At 64.4% G+C, this 4,511-nt stretch carries 6 protein-coding genes and 1 pseudogene; 3 read left to right on the top strand and 4 right to left on the bottom strand.

All coding sequences use genetic code 11. The features are described from left to right. A pseudogene (locus AC5RWX_RS30715) lies at window positions 1–224 on the top strand (ABC transporter ATP-binding protein); the annotation flags it as partial. A gap of 51 nt (window positions 225–275) precedes the next feature. Here AC5RWX_RS30715 and AC5RWX_RS30710 read toward each other — a convergent pair. Genes AC5RWX_RS30710 through AC5RWX_RS30700 form a run of 3 tightly spaced genes read right to left on the bottom strand, consistent with a single transcriptional unit; the run spans window position 276 to window position 1,852 of the window. Beyond that, window positions 276–1,154: an SURF1 family cytochrome oxidase biogenesis protein gene (locus AC5RWX_RS30710; protein ID WP_494099986.1), complete on the bottom strand. Its 879-nt coding sequence runs from the start codon at window positions 1,152–1,154 to the stop codon at window positions 276–278. After that, the gene (locus AC5RWX_RS30705; protein ID WP_494099985.1) at window positions 1,155–1,424 is read right to left on the bottom strand and encodes a hypothetical protein; all 270 of its coding nucleotides are present in this window, start codon (window positions 1,422–1,424) and stop codon (window positions 1,155–1,157) included. Next, window positions 1,421–1,852, bottom strand: coding sequence for a DUF3099 domain-containing protein (locus AC5RWX_RS30700; protein ID WP_494099984.1), 432 nt, complete (start codon window positions 1,850–1,852; stop codon window positions 1,421–1,423). Before AC5RWX_RS30700 ends, AC5RWX_RS30705 begins: the two co-directional genes overlap by 4 nt. A 152-nt stretch (window positions 1,853–2,004) precedes the next feature. Between AC5RWX_RS30700 and AC5RWX_RS30695 the strand changes: the two genes are divergently transcribed. Further along, on the top strand, window positions 2,005–2,730 hold the full coding sequence (locus AC5RWX_RS30695; protein WP_494099983.1) for a beta-ketoacyl-ACP reductase: 726 nt from the start codon (window positions 2,005–2,007) through the stop codon (window positions 2,728–2,730). Between the two features lie 127 nt (window positions 2,731–2,857). Further along, complete coding sequence (locus AC5RWX_RS30690; protein ID WP_494099982.1) at window positions 2,858–3,622, top strand: SDR family oxidoreductase; 765 nt, start codon at window positions 2,858–2,860, stop codon at window positions 3,620–3,622. A 92-nt stretch (window positions 3,623–3,714) separates the two neighbouring features. Here AC5RWX_RS30690 and serB read toward each other — a convergent pair. After that, on the bottom strand, window positions 3,715–4,511 hold a 797-nt coding region (serB, locus tag AC5RWX_RS30685), incomplete at its 5' end, for a phosphoserine phosphatase SerB (protein ID WP_494099981.1).

The following is a 4,511-nucleotide window of genomic DNA, read 5'->3' as shown; positions in this document are numbered from 1 at the left end:
CCAGTGCCAACGTCCTGCTCCTGGACGAGCCCACCAACAACCTCGACCCCGCCAGCCGCGCGGAAATCCTGGGCGCCCTCAGGAACTACAGCGGCGCCGTCGTCCTGGTAAGCCACGACGAGGGGGCAGTGGAAGCCCTCAACCCCGAGCGCGTCGTCCTGCTGCCCGACGGCGTCGAAGACCACTGGAACGAAGACTACCTGGACCTCATCACCCTGGCTTAGCCGCCATAGGCCAACGCGGCGCCGGCACAAGCGGAGCGAAGGCACCCCGCCTCAGTACCCCTGGGCGTCCAGGAGGGCGTCTTCCTCTTCCTCCGAGGTCGCATGCCTGCGTTTGCGTGGAGCTGGCGGACGACGGCGTGTGGCGGCAGTCGCGGAGTGAATTGGCCGCGCGGACTCATCGTCGTCGTCCTCGGCGTCGATCGCTGCGTTCCGGGCCTGCTGGCGGGCCGCGTAGCCGAAGCCCACAAACATCAGTACGCCGAACGCGAACCACTGCAGGGAGTAGGACAGGTGCGTGCCTTCCTCGATGGACGGCTTCGGGAACGGTAGCGGCATTTCCGCGGCAGGCGGAGTCTCTGATGCGAGCTGGCCGTACGCCCCCGTGAGCAGGGGATGTCCGAGCTGGGCCGAATAGGCGGCGAGGTCAATGGAAGCCAGCTGGCCTTCCGGTGCCCCACGCTGCAGTTCAGGTTCCGGATGCTTCAAACGCACGACGGCGGTCACCTCACCGGTGGGAGGTTCCGGCACCGAATCAGGGCTGCCCGGATTTTTGTTGCCGATGGGCAGCCATCCCCGGTCAATTACTACGGTTTCGCCTGTGGTGAGGCGGAAGGGGACAACCACCTCATAGCCCGGCTGGCCGTTCAGCGGCCGGTTCCGGACGACGCGCTGCTCATCGGCGAGGTACGAGCCTTTCAGCTCCACCTGTGTCCACTCCATGGCAGGGTCCAGTCGGTTGTTGAACTGTTCCTTGGCCTCGGAGAAGGGGATGGGCGTGGCCGAGTAGTTGGTCACGACACGGTTGATCTCTGCCAGGGTCTCCGCGCGCCGGTCCATCTGCCAGCGGCCCAGGAAGACGCACGCGGATGCAAAGATGGCAGCCAGCAGGAGATAACCCAGCCACTTGCTGGAGAAGAGGAAACGGTACATTCAGCTGTCCTGCTCCAGGGCACCGGATACGCCCTGGTCCGCAAGCGGCAGAGTTTCCTTCCAAAGGCCGCGGGTCTGAAGGTAATCCTCCAGCCAGTCGCGGTGGTCTGCGCAGGCCAGCCAGGTCTTGCGGCGCTCGGGGGAGTGGATCTTCGGGTTGTTCCACTGGAGCTGCCAGGAGGCCTGGGCCCTGCACGCCTTCCGTGAGCAGATGGCAGCGGCTTCCGCCACCGCAGGATCGGTTCCTGCTGCGAAGTCAAAAATACTCATGATGCCCTTCGCTCCTGCCCTGATGGTGTTTCGTCGTCTTCAATCAACTCGCCCTGCAGGACCTCGCTGCCGTGCTCATCGTCGGGGGATGGAGCGGGCGGGCCTTCGATCTCTGTCAATGGCGCAGATTCCAGCAGCAGGTCGCTGTGGCCCTCGGCGTTGTCATTGCCATTGGCTATGACCACCGCAATCCAGGGCAGAAACACTGCTCCAGCGACCATAACGAGCTTAAGCCAGCCGTCCACCACGAAGATCAGGATCAGGCAGACCATGCGGATTCCCATGGCCAGCGCGTATTTGACCATGCGCTGGTGCATGTCCTCGGAATGGGCTCCCGCGGCATCCGTGATGCTGTGGACTTCCGAATCGCCGGAGAACCGCCCGGGTTCTCCCGGCGCGGATTGTCCCGCATGGTTTTCAAGGGTCACGGTGATTGATCACGCTCCAAAGGCTTGCCTCAATTCTCTCACCAACGGCAGTGGCACCCAAACCAGGCCCGGGGCTGACGCTAAGATCGAAGTCAGCCAAATCACCCCTCTTTTACCGCGGCACACAGCCGCAGAAATCCGGAGCCTTTTTCATGATTGAAGCAGCCACCGCCCCCCGCAGCGTCCTCATCACGGGCGGCAACCGCGGCATCGGCCTGGCCATCGCCGAAGCGTTCCTGGCCAACGGGGACAAAGTGGCCGTGACCTACCGCAGCGAGTCCAAGCTGCCGGAGGGAATCCTGGGTGTGAAGGCCGACGTCACCGACGAGGCGTCCGTGGACGCAGCCTTCAAGGAAGTGGAAGCGGCCCACGGGCCGGTGGAGGTCCTGGTGGCGAACGCCGGCATCACCAAGGACACCCTGCTGCTGCGCATGAGCGAAGATGATTTCACGTCCGTCATTGACACCAACCTGACTGGTGCGTTCCGGGTCATCAAGCGCGCCTCCAAGGGCATGATCCGCCTGCGCAAGGGCCGCGTGGTCCTCATCTCTTCGGTGTCCGGCCTGTACGGCGCCCCAGGCCAAATCAACTACTCCGCTTCGAAGGCGGGCTTGGTGGGCATTGCCCGTTCGCTGACCCGCGAACTTGGCTCACGCGGCATCACCGCTAACGTGGTGGCCCCCGGCTTCATCAACACGGACATGACCGCCGAACTTCCTGAAGCCACGCAGAAGGACTACCTCTCCAGCATTCCGGCAGGCCGTTTTGCCGAGGCTACAGAGGTTGCCAACGTGGTCCGCTGGATCTCCAGCGAGGAAGCCGCCTACATCTCCGGTGCTGTCATTCCCGTGGACGGCGGCCTGGGCATGGGCCACTGACCGGCGCCTCAAAACTAGCAGTACGGCCCTTCTTTGTGGGGGTCACACAAGCGGATCGGCAGCGGCCGCTGGCATGATGGACTGCAGACCTTCAGCGATTTAGACGTTTCGAACAAAGGGAGCTCGTATGGGACTGCTGGACAACAAGACCGCCATCGTCACCGGATCATCGCGCGGCATTGGTGCTGAGGTAGCGAAGATCCTCGCCGGCCAGGGTGCTGCCGTCGTGGTTAACTACCGCCAGAAGGCGCCGCGCGCCAACAAGGTGGTGCAGGGGATCGAAGCCGCTGGTGGGCGTGCCGTCGCCGTTGGCGCGGACCTCACCACCCAGGAAGGCGTCCAGGCCCTGGCCTCCGCGGCCATGGAAAATTTCGGGACGCTGGACATCTTGGTGCTCAACGCCTCCGGCGGCATGGAAACCGGCATGGGGGAGGACTACGCGCTCAAACTGAACCGCGACGCCCAGGTCAACATGCTCAACGCAGCCGTGCCCCTGATGAAGGAAGGCTCCCGCGTGGTGTTCGTTACCAGCCACCAGGCCCACTTCATCAACACCGTGCCCACCATGGATGCCTACGAGCCGGTGGCCCGCAGCAAGCGTGCCGGGGAGGACGCTCTGCGCGAACTCATCCCCAGCCTCGCCGAAAAAGGCATTACCCTTGTAGTTGTGTCCGGCGACATGATCGAGGGCACCGTCACCGCAACGCTGCTCGACCGCTCCACCCCTGGTGCCATCGAAGCGCGCCGGGCCGAAGCCGGAAAGCTCTACTCGGTGGAAGAGTTCGCTGAAGTGGTGGCCAGCATGGTTACCGCCGACATCGAATCCGGCCACACCGAGTACGCAGGCGGCGCGGACTACTTCGGCAAGGGCGCCGGCCAGCCCACCAGCTAGCTTCACTAACAACGCGAAATGACATGTCGCGGCAACGTTCCCAACGGGCACTGCCGCGACATGTCATTTCGCGGTTAAACGCTGAAAAAGGATCAAACGCCCGCGATGTAACGGACGGCGTCGAGGTACGGCATGGTGACGGCGGCGTCTGCTACGGCCCGCACGGCCGGCTTGGCGTTGAACGCGACCCCGATCCCGGCAGCGCCGAGCATGTCCAGGTCGTTGGCGCCGTCGCCCACGGCCACGGTATGTTCAAGGGCGATGCCCTCGGCGGCGGCCCACGCGCGCAGGTACTTCTCCTTCGCCGCCCGGTCCACCACTGCGCCGAGTACCTTGCCTGTCAACGCGCCGTCGACAATCTCCAGCTCATTCGCCTGCCAGTAGTGCAGGCCCAGCTCGCCGGCAATGGGCTCCAGGGTCTGGTTGAACCCGCCGGACACAACAGCCACCACGTGGCCCGCGGCCTTGAAAGCCGCCACGAGGTCGGAGGCCCCCTCGCTGAGCTTCACTTCTGCAGAGACGGAATGGACGACGTCGGCCGGCAGCCCTGCGAGGACCTGAACCCGGGTGTGGAGGCTTTGGGTGAAGTCCAGCTCCCCACTCATGGCAGCCTCGGTAATGGCGTGCACCTCTTCCCGCTTGCCCGCATAGGCGGCAAGGAGTTCGATGACCTCCTGCTGGATGAGGGTGGAATCAACGTCCAGGATCAGGAGCTTGCGTTCGGCCGCGCGGAGGCCGGCAGGAACCAGCGCTGTGTCGAGCCCGTTGATCGGCGCCTCGGCAACGGCCCGCCGGAGCACGGCGAGGCCTGCCGCGGTTGCGTCCGGAAGCTGAAGTTCGGCAACATGGACTTGGTACCGTTCGTCGCCGCCGTTGGTTTGGGAGAGCA

It is taken from the genome of Arthrobacter sp. SPT-J7 (assembly GCF_059089965.1).
This window is presented reverse-complemented; position numbering and strand designations above follow the sequence as displayed.